General features: G+C 68.5%; 13 protein-coding genes. 9 read left to right on the top strand and 4 right to left on the bottom strand.

Annotation, left to right across the window (positions count from 1 at the left end):
- Positions 1-47: 47 nt before the first annotated feature.
- The 6 genes from KOR34_RS26025 (at position 48) to KOR34_RS26050 (ending at position 9,475) form a co-directional block, all read left to right on the top strand.
- Complete coding sequence (locus KOR34_RS26025) at positions 48-1,292, top strand: DUF1559 family PulG-like putative transporter (RefSeq protein ID WP_146569082.1); 1,245 nt, start codon at positions 48-50, stop codon at positions 1,290-1,292.
- Between the two features lie 286 nt (positions 1,293-1,578).
- A complete protein-coding gene (locus tag KOR34_RS27390) occupies positions 1,579-2,937 on the top strand; it encodes a prepilin-type N-terminal cleavage/methylation domain-containing protein (protein ID WP_146569083.1) in 1,359 nt (452 codons plus the stop codon).
- Between the two features lie 129 nt (positions 2,938-3,066).
- A complete protein-coding gene (locus KOR34_RS26035; protein ID WP_197531761.1) occupies positions 3,067-4,263 on the top strand; it encodes a DUF1573 domain-containing protein in 1,197 nt (398 codons plus the stop codon).
- A gap of 36 nt (positions 4,264-4,299) precedes the next feature.
- A complete protein-coding gene (gene pilM, locus KOR34_RS26040) occupies positions 4,300-6,504 on the top strand; it encodes a pilus assembly protein PilM (RefSeq protein ID WP_146569085.1) in 2,205 nt (734 codons plus the stop codon).
- A gap of 15 nt (positions 6,505-6,519) precedes the next feature.
- On the top strand, positions 6,520-8,580 hold the full coding sequence (locus KOR34_RS26045) for a DUF1559 family PulG-like putative transporter (RefSeq protein ID WP_146569086.1): 2,061 nt from the start codon (positions 6,520-6,522) through the stop codon (positions 8,578-8,580).
- A gap of 100 nt (positions 8,581-8,680) precedes the next feature.
- Entirely contained in the window at positions 8,681-9,475 is a 795-nt protein-coding gene (locus KOR34_RS26050; RefSeq protein ID WP_146569087.1) for a TrkA C-terminal domain-containing protein, read from the top strand.
- Positions 9,476-9,569: 94 nt separating this feature from the next.
- On the opposite strand, the gene KOR34_RS26055 is transcribed toward KOR34_RS26050, so the two are convergent.
- From KOR34_RS26055 to guaB, 3 genes are all read right to left on the bottom strand, one after another.
- Positions 9,570-10,289: a hypothetical protein gene (locus KOR34_RS26055; RefSeq protein WP_146569088.1), complete on the bottom strand. Its 720-nt coding sequence runs from the start codon at positions 10,287-10,289 to the stop codon at positions 9,570-9,572.
- A gap of 180 nt (positions 10,290-10,469) precedes the next feature.
- On the bottom strand, positions 10,470-11,678 hold the full coding sequence (locus tag KOR34_RS26995; protein WP_197531762.1) for a hypothetical protein: 1,209 nt from the start codon (positions 11,676-11,678) through the stop codon (positions 10,470-10,472).
- 13 nt (positions 11,679-11,691) lie between these two features.
- On the bottom strand, positions 11,692-13,185 hold the full coding sequence (guaB, locus tag KOR34_RS26075; RefSeq protein WP_146569091.1) for an IMP dehydrogenase: 1,494 nt from the start codon (positions 13,183-13,185) through the stop codon (positions 11,692-11,694).
- Positions 13,186-13,461: 276 nt separating this feature from the next.
- On the opposite strand from guaB, the gene KOR34_RS27000 reads away from it, so the two are divergent.
- The 3 genes from KOR34_RS27000 (at position 13,462) to KOR34_RS26090 (ending at position 17,858) form a co-directional block, all read left to right on the top strand.
- Positions 13,462-15,612, top strand: a complete 2,151-nt coding sequence (locus KOR34_RS27000) for a hypothetical protein (protein ID WP_197531763.1) — start codon at positions 13,462-13,464, stop codon at positions 15,610-15,612.
- Between the two features lie 279 nt (positions 15,613-15,891).
- Positions 15,892-16,371: a cytochrome c nitrite reductase small subunit gene (gene nrfH / locus KOR34_RS26085; protein ID WP_146569092.1), complete on the top strand. Its 480-nt coding sequence runs from the start codon at positions 15,892-15,894 to the stop codon at positions 16,369-16,371.
- 56 nt (positions 16,372-16,427) lie between these two features.
- Positions 16,428-17,858, top strand: a complete 1,431-nt coding sequence (locus KOR34_RS26090) for an ammonia-forming cytochrome c nitrite reductase subunit c552 (protein WP_146569093.1) — start codon at positions 16,428-16,430, stop codon at positions 17,856-17,858.
- On the opposite strand, the gene KOR34_RS26095 is transcribed toward KOR34_RS26090, so the two are convergent.
- On the bottom strand, positions 17,843-18,592 hold the full coding sequence (locus tag KOR34_RS26095) for a copper homeostasis protein CutC (RefSeq protein WP_146569094.1): 750 nt from the start codon (positions 18,590-18,592) through the stop codon (positions 17,843-17,845). The two genes, KOR34_RS26090 and KOR34_RS26095, sit on opposite strands and share 16 nt — an antisense overlap.
- Between the last annotated feature and the right edge of the window lie 389 nt (positions 18,593-18,981).

Raw genomic sequence — 18,981 nt, forward strand, 5'->3', positions numbered from 1 at the left:
AGAGACAATTCTCTGGGCCTGGGCCCTACGGATTCATCGGTCAAGCAATGGCATGCCAAGTTACGCGTCGCGCCCGTCGCGCGGCGTCCGAGCTCTTTCTCGTATCAGACATTCGCAAAGCTGACGCCTGCGCAGGCCGCTACGCTCTGCGTGGCGCGTTCACGCTGGTTGAGCTGCTGGTGGTGATCGCCATCATCGGGATCCTGGTGGCGTTGCTGTTCCCGGCGATGACCGCCGCCCGGGCCGCCGCCGCCCGCACCGAGTGCAGCAACAACCTCCGCCAGTTCGGCGTGGGGCTGCACTCGCGCGCCGAGCGCAACCGCGGGCAGCTCTGCAGCGGCGCCTTCGACTGGCAGAACGAGGGCTGCATCACCGAGAAGGGGTGGGTGGCCGACATGGTTAACGACGGCATCCCTGTCGGCAACATGCTGTGCCGCGCGAACCCCGCGCGTGGTTCGATCGTGCTGGACCAGCTGCTGACCTTCAGCAGCGGCGCCAACTTCCCCAGCCCCGGCTTCTCGCCCGGCTGCGAGGAGTTTGACGGCAAGGGGAGCGAGGGTACGACCAACCCGGCCGGCGAGAAGATCATCAACCCCTGCCGGCGGATCCTGGAGAACAACCTGACCGAGGCCAGCCGGGCCGACCAGATCCGCGCCGATGTGATCGATGAGAACTTCAACACCAACTACACCGCCAGCTGGCTGCTGGTGCGGGCGAAGCCGCGGCTCGACGGCAACGGCAACGTCCATAGCGGGAAGAAGGGCTGCGGCATCGCCGACCGCAAGACGCTCCGCAGCCGTCAGACCAGCGTCGGTCCGCTAACCCTGGCGTTGGTGGACGCGTCCAAGTCCGCCAGCAACCTGATCCCGCTGCTCGCCGACGGTGGAATCGGCGGCGAGCTGAGCCAGGACATCGGCAACCTGAGTCGCGGCTCGCTGCTGGTCGGCTCGTTCACCCGCGGCCCCGTCTGCCGGTCGGCCGGCGCTACCGGATGCAGCCAGGCAATGCAGCCGCCCCAGTTCCCCGACGGCACGCCGCGTGGAGGGCCGTCCGGCTGGTGGAAGACCTGGGCCCAGGAGGTCCAGCAGGACTACCGCGGCTTCTCGCCGGTGCACCGCGGCGTGTGCAACGTGCTGATGGCCGACGGCAGCGTGCATATCTTTAACGACGAGAACCGGGACGACCTGATCAACAACGGCTTCCCCGCCGACGGCCAGAACGGCTACGAAGACGAGATGGTCGAGGCGCCCGACACAACGCTCTTCAGCAAGACCGCGCCGCACGGGTTCTAACCGCCCGGCGGCCGCTTCTCCCGCCCGCCTCTGCCGGGCGCCCTCGCGAGCACAGCACAACCACCACTGAAAGGAGACGCTCAGCTAGCACCCACAATCCGGATACCGGCTCACTGATCGAGCACCACGCACCAACAAAACGAGCCCAGACCCGCTGGCGGCTTCATCGGCAAATGAAGCCATGGCGCCAGGGGCCGGGCCCGCGAGTCGTGAAACTCTTAACTTATTATTCACACGCCGAGCGGCAGCAGCAACTGCGGTTCGGACACCTGCAAGGACAATACAGATGAAACGCAACCCCAAGGGTTTTACCCTTGTCGAGCTGCTGGTGGTGATCTCCATCATCGGCGTGCTTGTCGCTATCCTGCTGCCCGCCGCCGGCAAGGCACGTGAGGCCGCCCGCCGCGCCCAGTGCAAGCAGCAGCTGAAGGAATTCGGCATCGGCTTCCAGGTCTTCATGGACTCCGACCCGGCCCACCGCCTGTGCACCGGCGCCCACGACTACCGCCGTGACGGCTCGCCCGACACCTACGGCTGGGTGGCCGACCTGGTGAAGATCAAGGCCGCCGACCCGAACGCGATGCTCTGCCCGTCGAACCCGCTGAAGGGCTCGGAGAAGCTGAACGACTTCTACGGCGCCGAGACCGACGACGGCAAGGACGGCGCCCCGCTCGCCAAGCTGCAGGCCGGCCTGGCCGGCGCCGATTCGTGGAACGGCTTCACCGGCGGCGCCACCGGCGCCGGCTGGGGCGGCACCTCGCCCGGCTCGCCCGAGCGGATGGCGTTTGTCGCCCGCGCGATCGTCGCCCGCGGCTACAACACCAACTACGCCGCGAGCTACTACTTTGTCCGCACCGAGCCCAAGACGCAGGGCTCCGCCAGCGGCGCGATCACCGACATCGAGTCGTCGTCGATCGGCAGCTTTAAGGGCCTGGCCGGCTCTTTCGGCCCGCTGACCCAAGCGGTGATGGACAACGCGACGGTCGTTACGAGCAAGATCCCCATCCTCGGCGACGCCGGCCCCGGTGACATCGACGAGGCCCTGCTCGCCCAGGCGCCCATGTCGTCCACCGGCGCCGTGCCCGCGAACCCGGTCGACCTGGCCTACGGCCCGACGCTGCAGGCCTCGGCCGGCGTGTTCGGCAGCACCGTGGACCCGTTCGCCAACAACAACCAGGAGTCGGTCACGTTCATCCGCACCGGCGAGCAGCTGACCGAGGCCTTCAACGACGGCGCCGCCTTCGTCGACCCCTCGAACATGACCGTCAAGCTGATCGACTCGAACGAGAACCTGACCGCTCAGCTCGAGTGCGACAACAACGGCTCGTGCAGCTCGCCCTACGGCGCCAACTCGGGCCCGAACGGCGAGCCCGCCGGCTACTACCTGCAGGACACGCGTGACTGGTTCGCCGTGCACGGCGGGTCGGCCAACATCCTGTTCGCCGACGGCCACGTGGAGCAGTTCGCCGACGACAACGGCGACGGCTTCCTGAACCCGGGCTTCCAGATCGACCCGAACGCCTCGGGCTTCGACCCCGGCAAGACCGGCTACACGGACTCCACGCTGGAGCTGCCGCCGGCCCGGATCTTCAGCGGCATCTTCCTGCGTCAGATCTCCGGCAAGCGTTCGGCCTTCGAGGACTGATCCTCAGCCGAGCCGCCTTTGACGGCTTCTGATTGTGTTTCCCGGCGGCCGGCCCTGCAGGGCCGGCCGCCGCCTTTCTCACCAGCCCCACCAAGGCTGGAACAAGCCACCTTTCCGGAGTACGCCCGCGTGCCTTGCGTGTCCCTCCGCCCGGCCCCCCGTGCGACCGCCCTCAAGATCGCCTGCCTCGGCGTGCTGCTGCTGACCGGCTGCGTCGGCGAGTCGGCCGACGGCCCAACCGCGAAGACTCCTCATACCAATGAGGCAGTCAGCACGACCGCGCTCAAACCGGTCCGCTCGGGCCCGGCAAGCAACGGCGTCGGGTCCGAGCGGCGGCCCAAGCTGGTAGCGGCGGCCACAACGCACGAGTTCGGCGGCATGTCGATCCGCGAGGTGCGCAGCCACGCCTTCACCCTCCGCAACGAGGGCGACGCGCCGCTCCAGATCAGCAACGCGGCCGCCAACTGCAAGTGCTTGTCGCACGAGTTCTCCCGGCAGACCATCCCGCCGGGCGAGGAAGCCACGCTCACGCTCACTTGGCGCGGCGGTGAGGAGCCCCGCGAGCGGCTGACCGCCCGCGTCAACGTCGAAACCAACGACCCCGACCAGCCGGTCGTGCAATTCTCGGCGGTCGGCAGCGTCGGCGCCGAACTCGACGTCGCGCCGGCCCAGCTGCACGCGCAGGAAGTGGCGCCCGGCGAGCCTCTCACCCTCTCGACGGTCGTCACCAGCCCGGTGTGGAAACAGATCTACCTAGTAGACATCGCGTCGCCGTCCGACAAGCTGCGCGTGACGACCACGCCGCTCTCGCCGGCCGAGTGTGTGTCGATCGGCTGCCGGAGCGGCTGCCGCGTCGAAGTGACGGCCAACGCCGACCTCACCACCGGTCCGTACAGTAACTATCTGGAGCTGTCGGCCCAGCCCGCCAGCGATCCGGGAGCCGCCGCGCCGCGCCGGCTGCGGATCCCGATCGGCTGGGCCCCGCGTCAGTCGATCGCGGTCTCCGGCCCCGGCGTCGACGAGGCAGGCGTGATCCACCTGGGACGCATCGACAAGGGCGCCCACACCAAGCGCTACCTGGTCAAGGTCACCGACGAGCTGCCCGAGCTAGTCGTCACCGATCAGCGGGTCAGCCCCGACTTCCTGGGCGTTCAGCTCGAGCCCTACCGCAAGGGCGAGTTGGGCTGGCTGTACCGCATGGAGTTGAGCATCCCCGAACACGCCAGGGCGACCAAGTACGGCAAGGACGGCGTCGTGCAGTTCACGTTTGACCACCCGCGGATCAAGGAGCTGCGGGTGGAACTCGACCTTGGCGTCGGCATCTGACCGCGGCCCGCCCGCCCCGCGCGAGATTGATCCCCTATGACCAACCCAACCGCATCGGACCCCGCCACCCAGCTCAACCATTCCTCGGCGGGCCACGCGGCCCACGCCGGGGCGCAGGTGGTGTGCGCCAAGTGCGAACACGCCAACAGCGCCCAGACACGCTTCTGCGGCGAGTGCGGCGCCCGCCTGTGGGAACCGTGCGCCGCCTGCGGCGAGCCAACCGTGGTCGACCGGCGGTTCTGCGGCGGCTGTGGCGAGTCGCTGGACGAGGCGCTGCAGCGGTTGATCGACGCCGTACAGGCAGCGCTGGCCGACAGCGAGGGCCTGGCCCAGGAGGGCCGCTACGTCGAGGCGGCCGCGCTGCTCGAGCCGATCCGGCTCGTCGAGCACACAGCGTTGACGCCGCTCAGCAAAGAGATTGACCGCCAACGGAGCGAGCTGGACGACCGCCGCAAGGCGGCGGTCGAGTCGCTCTCCTCCCAGCTTGACAGCGCGAAGCAGCTGCTGGCCGCCGGCGAGCTGCGGAAGGCGTTCGCGGCGGTCGACCAGACGCCCGTCGCGCTCCGCAACAACGAGCTCCGCGACCTGCACCAGACACTCAAGGGCCGCATCGGCCAGGCGGACCAGCTCCGCGTGCAGATCAAGCGGGGACTCAAGGAAAAGCAGTTCGAAGGATTGGCCGCGGCCGCCCAGCGGCTGCTCGAGCTCGAGCCGGCCGACCCACAAGTGGTGCAGCTCGCCGAGAAACTACGCTCCAAGCAGTCGCAGATCAACGCCAGCACCAGCGTGGCGTTGCTGCAGAAGGCCTGCGCGGCGCTCCGCTCGTGCGACTACGGGACCGCCCACCAGGCGATCGCCCGGATGCCCGGCGGCGAACTGAACGACGAGCAGCAGAAGGGGCTCCGCGGCGCCAAGGAGCGGGTCTGGCTGGCCACACACCTCGCGCGAACGAGGTACCTGGACGCGGTCTGCCTGAAGGCGGCCGAGCGGTTCGCCAAGCTGCAGCCGCAGGACGAGAAGGCCGCCTCGCTGGTCGAGTCTCTAGCCAAGCAGCGACGCGACTCGATGGCCGCCGCGCCGGGTCAGCCGATCGTCTGGCGGAAGAAGGCGCCGCCGGAAAGCCGCCTGGGGGCGCCCCTGCTGCTGGCGCCCACGCCCAAACTGCTCGCCGCGCCCGCCGCCGCCAAGGGAATCCCGGCCGGGCAGCTACTGACCGCGTACGGACTGGCGCTGCAGTCGATCGGCGAGGCCGACCACTGCCTGAACCTCACGCCGAAGAAGAAGTCGTGGCTCGCGTCCCGCCCGCGGCGCGCCAAGCCGGCGCCGGGCGGCGGCTGGGGGATCGACATCGGCGCGTCGTCGCTCAAGGCGATCCACCTGACGCGGGACGCGGACGGCGAGCTGTCGGTGGAGTCGATCGTCTGCCTCCCCTACGAGCGCGGCGGCGACGTCCGCAGCAAGCCAGAGCTGCCGCTGGGCACGCCCGAGTACGTCGGGGAGGCGATCGGCAAGTTCCTGGAAGACCGCGACCTCTCAACAGCGGCGGTCACGATCGGCGCTCCCGGCCCCTGGACGCTGTCGCGCTGCTTCCAGCTGCCGTTCATCGACGAGGCCAAGTTTGACGAGGCGGTCCGTTACGAGGCCCGGATGCGGATCCCGCTGGAGCCCGAAAAGGTGGTGTTCGACCGCATCATCACGCCGCTCCCCGAAGAGACCGACCTCGACGCCCGCGCCGTGACCCTGGTGGCCTGCGCCAGCAACCACGTCACCACGCTGCAGGAGCGGCTCGAGAGGGTCAAGTGCAAGTCGCTGCAGATCACCAGCAACTGCGTCGCGTTGCTCAACGTCGCGCGGGCGTTGCAGGCCGAGTCGGCGGCGGCCGACGCGGTCGCGCTGATCGACGTTGGCGCGAAGACGACCAATGTCGCGGTCGCCCACGCCGGCGGGTGCTGGGTCCGTGGCCTGTACCACGGCGCCGACCTGTTCGACCACGCGCTGGTGAAGCAGCGGCAGATCGGCTGGGACGCCGCTGAGCGGCTCCGCCGGGAGCCCTGGCGCGACGCCTGGATGCACGAGGTCGACGAGTGCCTGGCCCCCACCGCCGACGAGCTGGCGGCCGCGCTGCAACGCAACCTGGCCCAGTTCCACAACGAGAGCGTCGCCACGATCGAGCAGCACCTGCTGTGCGGCGGCGGCGCCCAGCAGATCGGCCTTCTCAGGCGACTCACGACCGCGGACTGAGCCCCCGGAGCCCCCATGACCGCACCCCGACTGTTCGCCTGCTCTCTGCTGCTCGCACCGCTGCTGTGCGGCTGCGGCGGCGGCCCCAGCAAGAACGAGATGCTGGAACGCGCCCGCATGCGTTCGGCGATGAACAAGATCAACGACCAGCAGGCCGCAGCGAGCGAAGCGGCGCAGCCCGCTCCCCAGCCGCCCGCCGAGGTCAGGCACGAAGAGCCGGTCGACTCCGCCGCCGTAGCTGACGACGCACCGCCCACAGCAGGCAACCAGCCGCCGGCGGAGAGCCAGCCGTCGGCGCCTGCGGTGGCCCAAACGCCAGCTGCGGCGGCTACCTCCGAGCCGGCAGCGCCGCCCGCGGCCGTTGCGCTCGCCCCGCTGGAGCGGGACCGTCAGGCGGCGGACAAGCTGCGTCGCATCGCCGCCGCCGTGATCGCCTACGCCGAGGAGCACGGCGAGTACCCCCAGCAGGGCGCCGACAAGCTGAGCTGGCGGGTGCGGATCCTGCCCCAGCTGGGCTTTGAGGAGCTGTACAAGCAGTTCAATCCCAAGCAGCCTTGGGACGGTCCACAGAACAAGGCGCTACTGCCTCAGATCCCCGACGTGTTCCGCTCGCCCAGCCGCGCCGACGACCGCACCAGCTTCTTCGCGGCAGGTGGCCAGGCGACCATGTTCTGGCACCCCGTGCGGGCGACCTACCTCCGCACCCTGGAACGCAATGCGGCTAGCACCGTGATGCTGGTCGAGGGCGCCGACGCGGACGCCGTTCCGTGGACCCAGCCGACGGACTTTGAGCGCAGCCTCGAGTCACCGCAGCAGGGCCTCGACAGCCGCGGCGATAGCGCGTTGGTGGCCTGGGCGGATGGGACCGTCAATCGGCTGCTGCTGACGGCGCCCGCCCAGCAACTCACCGACGCATTCCGCGTCTACGAAGAAGACGACACCAAGCGTCTGCAGACCGCCGGCATCACCGCGCCGGTCGACCAGCCGGCCGAGGTCGCCAGCACCGCGGCGGGCGGAGGGTCGGGCGCCGCGCCGGGATCGGCCGGGTCCGGCGGCGGGGCTCGCACAGCGGCCGCTAGGCCGACCAGCGAGCTGGCGCAGTCCTACCTCGCCGCCGCGCAGGCGGCGTTCCTGCAGGGCGAGAGCGGCCAGGCGTGGTCGTGGTGCTCCGGCGCCATCCTGGCCGGCCTGCCCCAGTCGCAGTGGCGGGACGACTTCCGCTGGGTGTCCGGCCTGAAGCGTCCGACGCTCGGGCCGCACATCGCGTTGGGCGTGTTGCTGGACATCGCCCCCAACGGCGCGCTGCCTCGCAACCCCAACCGTGACGAGCGGCTGAAGCTCTCGCTGCAGGCTGCCGCGCCCATCGGCGAGCACCTGGTGCGGATCCTCGACGAGCACGCCGCCGAGCGGCTGCCCGGCGCCCTCCGCCCGGCCGAGGGCGACCGCCGGCGACCCGCCCGGCCCGACGACCTGCCCGGCATCGTCACCTGCCTGACGCCGTCCATGCAGATGGCCACGATCCGCCGCGAGGCGATCGAGAGCGGCTGCGACGTGCTCGCCCTGATGACGGTCGACAACTCCGCGAGCCGCCGCTCGCGGTCCATCGAGCTCCGCCTGTACGACATGCAGCGCGGCGCCGACCAGCTGCTCCGCGTCCGCAAGGTAACCGCGGCCGTCAACGAGTCGCCGCTGCACGAGTCCACCCAGGAGCGGCTGCAGGCGGCCCGCTGGCAGCTGAAGGACTTCCTGCAGGACTCGCTCACGCCCGGCGAGTGGCCGGTGAAGCTGACCGACGAGCTGGCCGCGGGTCGGCTCACCTCGCTGGCCGCCGGCCGCTCCGATCACCCGCTGCCGAGCCTGATCGAGATGCTCCACTACCGCGACCTCGGCCTGGTGGACGACATCGCCGTGCTCCGGGCGTACGGCGGGCTGCTGGGCGACGAGCGGGCGGCGCCGCTGCTGCTCGGCTCGGACCTGAAGAAACGCCGCGTGCTGCGGCACTTCCTCCCCAGCGACGACCCGGACGCCGTGGTCGCAATGACCGCTCGCAACCGCCGCGACAACGACGACGACTGACCGCCAGCCGGGCGGCCGGGGCTGCCGGGCTTGAAATCGCGGGCGGCGGGTGGGAAAACTCGGGCGTTCCCAAACGCTCCTCTCGCCCCGCCGCCGTGCCTTGGTTGCTATCGCGTCGCTGCTGACTGTGTTGACCATCTCGCTGCTCGTCACCCGGGTGGCGACCATGGCGTTGATGCTGACCGGCATGTCCCGCGAGGCGGCCCGCTTCCAGGCCCGCAGCGCGTTCACCGGCTGCGGCTACACCACCACCGAGGCGGAGGACATCGTCGCACACCCGGTGCGGCGGCGGATCGTGATGCTGCTGATGCTGATGGGCAACCTGGGCGTCGGCGCCGTGGTGGCTACGATCATGGTGTCGTTCATGCAGACCGCCCAGTCCGACCCGGGCACTCGGCTGCTCTACCTGGTGACCCTAGTCGTCGGCCTGGCGTTGCTCTGGCTGGCCGCCACGAGCCAGTACATCGAGCGGCGGCTGAACATCTTCATCGCGTGGTTCCTCAAGCGGTGGGGCAACCTGCAGGTGCGCGACTTTGTGGCGGTGCTGCAGCTGCAGGGCGGGTTCGCGGTAAGCGAGCTGCTGGTCGAGCCGACCGACTGGATCGCCGACAAGACGCTCATCGAGCTCCGCCTGCCGACCGAGGGCGTGCTGGTGCTCGGCGTGCAGCGGCCCGGCCGGCCGTACGTCGGCGCCCCGACCGGCGACACCACCATCGAGGCCGGCGACACCCTCATCCTGTACGGCCGCGTGGAGCGGATCCAGGAGCTCGACGAACGCCGCCGCGGCCGACGCGGCGACGCCGCCCACAAGGAGGCGGTCGAAGAGCACGAGCAGGAGAAAGAGGAACAAGAGGAGCAGCTGGACGACGAGAAGCAGTCGGCGGAATCGCCGTGAAACGCCCGGGGTGCACAGCCTCCAACTAGCGCACGGCGGCGCTATCGACGGCGCGGTCCCACGGCTGGCGCCGTGGGCGTACAGGACTCGCGGCCTAGTCGTGCTGTGCTGGTAGGCACTCTGCGAGCCGCTCGTCGACCGCTCGCCGCACCTCCGCGGGGACGCTCAACACGATCCGCTTAGGATAGGTGAGCCGGAAGCGGAGCGTCAGCTCGTCGTCTTCGTCTTCCTCAGGCCGCGCGATCACCGTGACCACCTTCCAGGGGTAGCACCTCGACTCGGACGCGACAAACACGCCATTCTGACCGAGGGCGACCCCACGGATCGAACAATGGTTAATCGCGAACCAGCAGCCGACCCCGATCATCAATGACCAGATGTTGAATCGGAAATAACCCGAGTCGCCAGCGTTGCTTGGCAGGTAGAGTGTGCTCGCCTCAAAGAACGCCACAACAAGCAAGCTTAGAACCGCAAACACGCCGGACACCGGCCCCGGCGAAGAAGTGAGCATAGTGGATCGGCTCTTGATCTCGGGATCCGACTCCGCGCGGACCAGCCACACCAACCCGCCGCCTGCCTTACGGCGTTCCCGCCCCATGAATAATCCCTGCCCCGCGTAGCCCGCGGCGGCAGAGAGTAGCGACACCACTAACGTCCCGCCAAAGACCTTCCACCGCTCTGGCTCCCACCCCCGCATCGTGGGCCCCGCCCAAGCGGCGCCCAACGCCAGCACCGTGGTCAGCAACAGCACCCACCGCACACTGAACCGTGGCGGCGGGTCGATCAGCTCGGCGGGTTTATCGTTAGGATCCATTCGGCGGCGGCCGGCTATTCTACTCTGCCGCAAAGGTCCCCACAGCAACCCCCACCAACCCACGGCTTCCGCCGCGGGTCATACGATGCGGCCCGCGGGGATCAATTGCTGCGCAATCAAAAAAACCCCGGCGAGCATGCTCGCCGGGGTTAACTGGTTTTCGATCTGGCCCGCCCGCTATTACGGGATCGCGAACACCGCACCGGTGACCGCGGCCCCCTGGAAGGCCGCCGCCCGCCAGGTGAACGGGATCGGCTCGATCATGTACGGGGCGCAGCTGCCCGGGCGGTAGTGGCCCAGCGTGTACACGCACTCGTTGGGCGTCTGGATGCCCATCATGTACGGGATCGCCGGGATGCGGGCAAAGAAGTGCACGCCCGACACAATCGGCTGCAGGCAGGGTCCCCAGCTGTGGCCGTAACGCTCTAGCTGCACGTTCTCGAAGTACAGCGGCTTGTGGCACAGGGCCGAGGCCTTCCACATGTAGCAGACCTGGGGCCACTGGCGGTCGGCGAACGGCGTGCCGTCGTCGATGCCGCACTCGAATGGGTAGTCCTCGCCGGCGTCGCCCTCCGGGGTGATCGCCAGGCTGATCTCGTTGATCCGGCTGGCCTTCAGCTCGGCGAGCTCTTCGGCGCAGTCCTTCATCGCCCGCTGGTAGTCGGCGGAGGTCTCGTGCTCGATCTGCGTCGGCGGACGGCGGAGGTCGTCCTCGGCCACGTCCTGCAGGCCGCCGTCGTCGTCGAACATGTCACGGGCCTGGTCGTCGGACGGCGAGGGCGTGGCGGGGTCGACACGGGGCTCGTCGAACGGGTCCCTGGTGGGCTCATCGTCCAGCGGCGGCAGCGGGTCGTCGATCGGGTCGCTGAACGTGGGCTCGTCGAGCACCGGCTCCTCGAACATCGGCTGATCGAGGCCGGGCTGGTTGTCGGCGGGCGTTTCGCCGCTGCCGAAGGGTTGCTCGAAGCCCTGCAGGAGGTCGTCGTCCTGGGCGACGCGGTACCCGCGGCGCTGGCCGTTCTGGTCGACCACGATGCTACGCAAGCGGGCGGCGCCGTGCTGCGCCTGGACGACCTGCGAGCCGTCGGCGTCGGGGTCGAAGGCCACCAGCCGCACCCTGCCGCGGTTGACGGACCGCTTGTGCTCGGCCGCCCGTGAGACGGGGCGGAACTCCTGCACGCGGCGGCTGGGCGTGGCCTGCGGCGTGGGGCCGGTGCTCCGCCAGCCCGAGTCGGAGACCTCGCCGCCGAACGCGCCGAGCGCCGACACGAGCGTCAGCAGCACGGCCATCAGGCCGGCCGGGACCCACAGCGGCTCCGCCCGCGGCAGGTCGGCGAGGTCGATGTGGCGTGTCGCGGCGCGGGCGTAGGCCTCGCGGGCGATCTGCACGCCACACGGCGTGTCAGTCGGAATCGCCGGCCGAGTACTCGGCCGAGTAGTTTGGAGCTTCTTGCGTGATGGCGATGTCATGGGGATGGTTCTCCCTAACCGTTGCCGGCGATACCCGGACAAACTGCGTATCCTGCCGCAGCTCTTGAATAGTTTTGGCGCCGCAGTAGCCCATGCCGGCCCGCAGCCCCCCCACCAGCTGGTACACGTAGGAGCCGAGCGGCCCCTTGTAAGGCACGCGGCCCTCGACCCCTTCGGGGACCAGCTTCCCTTTGTTCTTCTCGCTTCCCTTCTGGCGGTAGCGTTCGCTGGAGCCATGCACCATGGCGCCGAGCGAGCCCATCCCGCGGTACGACTTGTACGAGCGTCCCTGGTAGAGCACGCGGTCGCCCGGGCTCTCGTCGAGACCCGCCAGGAGGCCGCCCACCATGACCAGGTTGGCCCCGGCGGCGATCGCCTTGGTGATGTCGCCGGAGTAGCGGATGCCGCCGTCGGCGATGATCGTGACCCCGCTTCCCTCGGCCGCCTTGGCGGCGGCGTGCACCGCAGAGATCTGCGGGACACCCACGCCGGAGATGACGCGCGTCGTGCAGATCGAGCCAGGCCCGATGCCCACCTTCACGGCGTCGGCGCCGGCCTTGATCAGGTCGCGGCAGCCGTCGGACGTGGCGATGTTGCCCGCAACGACGTCAATCTCAAAGCGGCTCTTAATCTCCTTTACGGTTTCGATGACGTTGGCCGAGTGCCCGTGCGCGCTGTCCACGACCAGGAAGTCGACGTCCTTGGCGATCAGGCTCTCGGCACGGTCCAGGTCCATCACGCCAACCGCGGCGCCGACGCGCAGGCGCCCCTGGCCGTCTTTGGCGGCCTGCGGGTACCGGCGCATCATGTCGATGTCCTTGATCGTGATGAGCCCCGTCAGTTTGTAATCTTCGTCAACCAGCAGAAGCTTCTCGACCTTTTTTGCCATCAAGATCTTCTCAGCTTCCTCAAGCGTCACGGTCCCCGTGGCCGTTACGAGCTGACCGCTGGTCATGACCTCGCTGACCGGCAGATCGTCGCGCTCGAGGAACCGCAGGTCCCGCCGCGTCAGGATGCCCGCTAGCTTGCCGTCGGCCTGCGTGATCGGCACGCCGGAGACCCGCGCGTGGCTCATCCGCTCGCGGGCCTCCGCCACGCTAGCGTCGGGGCGGAGCGTCACCGGGTCGACGATGATGCCGTTGGCCGACCGCTTCACCTTGTCGACCTCGTTGGCCTGGGCCTCGATCGACATGTTCTTGTGGATCACGCCCAGCCCGCCCTCTCGGGCCAGCCCGATCGCCATGCGGTGCTCGGTGACCGTGTCCATCGGCGAGCTGAGGATCGGGATGTTCATCGGGATCCCGGCGGTCAGCCGCGTCGAGACGTCCACCTCCGAGGGCATGGCCTCGCTGTACCGCGGGACCAGCAGCACGTCGTCGAAGGTCAGGCCCGTGGTGATAATCTTGTCTTCCAGCGGCTGCAGCATGTCGGGGGCCCTCGGAGCGTAGTGGAGAATCCCGGATTTTCCGCCCTGGCGGCCCCGCTGGCAAGGTGGTCGCCCGGCAGGTAACCGGCTTTCTGAGCGGCGGCCGCCCTGCGTTCAGCCCCCAATTTGGAAAACCGCAGATCCCCATTCTGGGCGGGTTAGAATCTGGGCCGCGGGAATCTGGCGCCGGCTTTGCATCTGGGTCTCTTGAGTCAATCTGCGCGGAAGTGCGCATTTTGCCGACCACGGTCGGCGCCTCCTCGAGGAACACGAAACATGAAGCTTCAACTTGCATGCGGCCTGCTGGCCGCCGGCCTGACCGTCCCCGCGACGCTGGCCCAGCTCCCGACGCCCGCTGACCCGGGCGCGGATCCAAACGTCCGCCCTGCTGCGGGCGAGCCGCAGGTGCTCGACCATGGTCCGGTCCATGAGGCGTTCGCGGACCCCCTCAAGTATGACCCCACCGCCGAGCAGCTCATGGCGCCTAAGCCGCCGCCCGAGCCGGTCAACGAGATCCCGCCCGAGTTCAAGCCAGAGGGAGAGAACGTCGAGTGGATCCCCGGCTACTGGATGTATGACGAGCCGCGCAAGGACTACATCTGGGTGAGCGGCGTCTACCGCGCCCTGCCCCCCGGGCGGACCTGGGTGGTGGGCTACTGGAGCGAGTCCGACCGCGGCTATGCCTGGACCCCCGGGTTCTGGACGTCCGTTGACGAGCAGTCCGTCCAGTACCTGCCCTACCCTCCGGAAAGCCTGGAGGAAGGCCCAACCAGCCCTCCGCCTGGTGATAACTACTTCTGGATCCCGGGCTGCTGGCAGTACCGCACCAGCGGCTACGCCTGGCAGGCCGGCTACTGGTACCAGGGCAACACGAATTGGGTGTGGACCCCGCACCACTACTGCTACACGCCGCGGGGCGCGATCTACGTCCGCGGGTACTGGGACTACCCCCTTGCCGGCCGCGGCCTGCTGTACGCACCGGTCTACTGGAACTCGGGGTACGCCGTTGGCTACCGGTACCGCCCCCGCAGCGTGCTGAGCACGGTCGGGCTGCTGACGTCGTTGTACATCGGTCCCCGCTACAGCTACTACTACGGCCCGGGCAGCTACTACGCCAACTACAACGGGTTCCGCCCGTGGTACTCCGCGTACTCCGGCTACGGCTACTACGGCCGCCGTGGCTACGACCCGCTGCTCGCCTACTACTCGTGGAACTTCGGCCGGAACCAACGCGGCTGGCAGGATCGGGCCCACAACCACTGGAACGACGACTGGCGCCGATGGAATCAACGTGACGACAGGCGTGGTCGCGGCGACGACAATTTCCGGCGCGACAGCCTGGTCCGCTCGGTCGATCAACTAACCCGCGAGAACCGCAACGACTTCCGCCTCACGCGGGTCGACGACCGTCAACTCGAGCGGTATCGAAACCAGGCCGGCCGGTACGACGAATTCCGCAACCAGCGGCAGCGGCTCGAGAACTCTGGCGACCGCGTCACCCGCGACCAGCTGACCCGCGGCCAAGGCGAGCGGGGCGATCGCGGTCCGCGAGGCGACCGAACCGATCGCGGCGACCGCGGCAACCGGGGTCCCAACACCGGAGAACTCGCCGACCGCGGCAACCGTGGCGATCGCGACGGGAACCAAGGCGGCCGCCAGCGTGGCGACTTCCGACCCGGCGCACGCGGCGAGCTGAGCGACGCCCGCCGCCGGGGCGAAGAAGTCACGACGCCGCAGCAGGGTGACGCGAACCGCGATCGTCGCGCCAGCGGGAGCGTGGCCGACAACCCGCGGCTAAACGTGCCCGATTGGGCGCGGGAGCGTGGGCGGTCGCTCAGCGACTACCGTCGGGGGAATGATACCTCGGCGCAGCGCGCTCAGCAGCAGTCGCAGGCCAACCAGCAGGCGGCGCAGCGCTCGCATTTGGAGCAGCAGGCCCGCGCGCAGGCCGACGCCCGCCGACAACTCGACCAGCAGCGTAGCCGCCAGACGTTGGGCGGTCGGGATGGCAACCCACTCCGGTCGGCCGACCCGCGCAGCCGTGAAGGTCAGCCAAGCCGCGAGATGCGTGCCTACCGTGGGCCCGTCGATCAGGCGGAGCGCGGCGCTCAATCGCCCCCCGCGTTCCGTGGCTTCCGCGGCAACCAGGCGCCTCCCACTCGGCCCGAGTTTAATCGGTCGACGCCCCAACAGGGCACGCCGAACCTGAACCGCGGCACGCAGCTTCGCGGGAGCCAGCCGGACGCGAGCCGTTCGCGTCGGATGCAGGCGCCGCAGCAGACGCAGCGCCGCAGCGTCGCGCCGTCCGCTGCGCAGTCGCGGGGCGCCCCCAGCCGAGCGCCGGCGCAAGCGCAGGGTGGCGGCGGGGGGCCTAGGAACTTCCAGGGCTTCCGCGGCAACCGCGGCCGAGGAAACGGGAACGACTAGCTGGAACAGATCCTCCCCTGGTTGAACCCATAGAGATAACCCTTTAAGCCGCGTCCGGGACTTCCGGACGCGGCTTTTCTTTTGCGATTCGGCCCGGTTGCCGACGTCAGTTCTCGCGCTGGTTTAATTGTTTACATATGGACCCGATGGTCGTGATTAAAACCTTGTCGACAACGTTTGCACGGCGGCCCGCCCGCGGCTAAGCTTAGCGCCACAGGGAAACATCAGCGGCCCTCTTCACTTGCTCTGCCCGCTGACCTCGCCGCATGGAAACGCCGCGTGAGCGCCCGCAACGCCTTTCTGAGCCTGACCGCCCTCGCACTGCTGTGCGCCGCGTTGATTGGCGCGGCGGTCGGGCTGGGGGCTTTCACGTTTGTCTACGCGGAAGGCGCCAGTTACCTGACGAACGACCCCAACGCGTGCGCCAACTGCCACGTAATGCAGGGGCACCTGGACGCCTGGGTGAAGTCTTCGCACAGCAAGTTCGCCACCTGCAACGACTGCCACGCCCCCCACAACTTTGTGGGTAAGTACTACTGCAAGGCGCGTAACGGGTTCTTCCACTCGCTGGCGTTCACCACCGGCGAGTTTCCCCAGAACATCCGCATGCACGAGTACAACCGCGGCGTCACCGAGCACGCCTGCCTGGACTGCCACGCGGACGTCACCCACTCGATCCAGGTCTCGGCCACCGGCAGCGGCGGCTTCGAGGCGGTGTCCTGCATCCGTTGCCACAGCACGGTCGGTCACGACACCTGAGCCGCCGCCAGCAACAACGCCAGCAAAGTCCATCTGATTAGAGGAACCGACCCACCATGCATCACTCCGGCAAAACCTCCGCCTGGCTGCTCGTGCTGGTCGCAATCATCTCCGGCGCGGCGTGCTTCGCGATCGCGTCGCTGCTGCTGAACGTGCAGCAGCACAAGATCGAGGCCCGCACGCCCATCGTGCGTGTGGCGGAGGTGACCGACGACACCACCGACCCGGCCGTGTGGGGGCAGAACTGGCCGCAGCAGTACGACGACTACCTCAAGACCGCCGACATGACGCAGACCACCTACGGCGGCAGCGAGGCGATTCCCAACGCGCCCACCGACGAGGACCCGCGTGACATCGTCTCGAAGAGCAAGCTCGAGACCATCCCGCAGCTCAAGCGCATGTGGGCCGGCTACGCGTTCGCCAAGGACTTCCGCGAGGAACGCGGCCACGCCTACATGCTGACCGACCAGCTCTACACCGAGCGGCAGAAGGTGGGCCAGCCCGGCACCTGCATCAACTGCCACGCGTCGACCTACACCGCGATGAAAGAATTGGGCGACGGCGATATCATGGTCGGCTTCGAGAAGCTCAACATGATGCCCTACATGGAGGCCAAGGAGCACCTGTCGCACGCGGTGGCATGCATCGACTGCCACGACCCCGACACCATGGCCCTGCGGGTCACGCGGCCCGCGTTCATCGAGGGCATCGCCGCGGCCAAGGCCGCCGAAGGGGTCGACGACTACGACGTCAACGCCATGGCCACCCGCCAAGAGATGCGCACCTACGTCTGCGCCCAGTGCCACGTGGAGTACTACTTTAAGGGCGACAAGAAGCGGCTCACCTACCCGTGGAGCAAAGGCCTCACTGTCGACGACGCCTACGCCTACTACGAGGAAACCGGCTTCAAAGACTGGACCCACGCCGAGACCGGCGCCCCCATGCTCAAGGCACAGCACCCCGAGTTCGAGCTCTGGAGCCAGGGCATCCACGCCCGCAGCGGGGTCACCTGCGCCGACTGCCACATGCCCTACAAGCGGGTCGGCGGCACCAAGGTCAGCGACCACCACGTCCGCAGCCCGCTTCTCAACGTGAACCGCGCCTGCGGCACGTGCCACAAGCAGGGCGACGCCGAGCTGGTCGCCCGGGCGGAGAACATCCAGACCACCCACCGGCACATCGTCGACTCCGCGCTCGACGCACTGGTCGACCTGATCGACGACATCAAGGCTGCCAAGGAGGCGGGCGCCACCGACGAGCAGCTCGCCGAGGCCCTGCAGTGGCAACGCAAGGCGAGCTTCTACGTCGACTACGTCGAGGCGGAGAACTCCTCCGGCTTCCACGCCAGCCAGTACGCCGCGCGGGTGCTTGCCGACTCGATCAACTACTCCCGCCAGGGCCAGAACGCGCTGAAGAACCTCAAGCTGGCCGACGCCGGTGACGCTACGGGGAACGACCAGGGCGAGGCGGATCAGACCGGCGGCTGATCCAGCGCCGCCCGCACCGCGGCAACCGCTTCTGGGTCGACGACCCGCAGCTCGCCAGCGGCAAGGCGATTCAGGTCGCAGAGCGACGCGGCCTGCGCGCCGGTGATGGAGGGATCCCACGCAGAGGTCGCCGCGCCGATGTGCACCTGCGTGCAGCCGGCGCGGCGGACCAGCTCGCCCACGCCGCCTGCCGTGACGCCGCCGCCCGGCAGCACCTCGATCCGCCCCTTCGCCTGATCGATCAAACGCCGCAATGACTCGGCGCCCTCGACCGCCGACGGTGCGCCGCCAGTGGTCAGCACCCTGGTAACGCCAAGCGAGATCAGTTCTTCGAGCGCGGCAGCCGGGTCGGCAACAAAGTCGAACGCGCGGTGGAAAACGGTTTCGCTGCCGGCGGCCGCGTCGACGAGTCGCCTCACTCGCTCGGCTTCGATGCCCCGCTCGGCGGTAAGGGCGCCGAACACGATGCCGCTGGCGCCGGCGCGGATCAAGTGCGACGCATCACGCAGCATCGCGGACCACTCGCCCGTGTCGTACGCGAAACCTCCGCCCCGCGGGCGGAGCATCACCACCACCGGAAGGTCGGCCGCGTCGAGCACCCCCTCAAGCAACCCGAGCGAAGGCGTGAGCCCGCCTAGCTCAAGTGCGCCGCAGAGCTCCACACGGTTCGCGCCGGCTCTCCGAGCGGCTGTCGCGTCGGGGACGGATCCTACGCAAACTTCGAGGATAGGCATTGCAAAGCGAGTCTGTTGGAGCCCTTGAAACCTCTGACATGACCGCCTCAATTCGCTGGAAGTCGCGAGCGTGGGTCGAAGTTACGACGAATTCAGAACGTTCTGTCAGGGCTTCTTAGTTCTCGTTGTGCCACCAATGGCGGTCTGAAACGTATAGCGGCGCATAGAAAGTCATCAGTGTTAGATTCCATTCCATACCGTCCTCTGAGGCAAATCCTCGCGGCGCCCAACCGTAGGATCGAGGGCCTTCGATTCCGTATGTGGCAGGCCGGTACTCGCCCTGCACTGTAAGCAGAAGATAAGACCCAACGTAGAGTACGAGTACAGAAACCAGAAGCACTGCTGTCGATCTACTCACTCCCTTCTTACTCTCTTGCCGGATAGTCATC

Source organism: Posidoniimonas corsicana, from assembly GCF_007859765.1.
In the GTDB taxonomy this organism is placed as follows: Bacteria; Planctomycetota; Planctomycetia; order Pirellulales; family Lacipirellulaceae; genus Posidoniimonas; species Posidoniimonas corsicana.